Below are 402 nucleotides of genomic sequence, written 5' to 3' on the forward strand. Positions count from 1 at the left end.
ATGAACTTCCTGCCGCAGCCAGCACCCGTGCGGCGGCGGGCAACATGAGCACAGCAAACACCAGGAAATGCAGTCCCCCGAGCACTTCTGGCAACCGCTCATAGTCTCGGGAGAGCCTGCGGAATCTCGCCAGCCAGCCGAAGCTTCTCTCCACCACCCAGCGCCGGGGCAGCAGTACAAAGCCTTTTTTCGCCTCGGACAGCTTCACGATCTGCAGGTCAATGCCGTTGCCCTGCGCTGCCTTGGATGCGTTGTCGCCCGTATAGCCCTGGTCTGCCCAAGCCAGTTCTACCGTGTGGCCCGTGGCTTGCTGCACTGCTTCGCACAGCTTGTGCACCTGTGCGCGTTCCTGCTCGTCTGCAGGCGTGACATGCACCGCCAGCAGGTGTCCCAGCGTATCCA

At 62.4% G+C, this 402-nt stretch carries 1 protein-coding gene; it reads right to left on the reverse strand.

All coding sequences use genetic code 11. The features are described from left to right. Positions 1 to 402: transposase (locus GVL52_RS29830; protein WP_160012790.1), on the reverse strand; the 402-nt coding region annotated here is incomplete at both ends.

It is taken from the genome of Rhizobium sp. 18055, from assembly GCF_902706285.1.
Classification (GTDB): domain Bacteria; phylum Pseudomonadota; class Alphaproteobacteria; order Rhizobiales; family Rhizobiaceae; genus Rhizobium.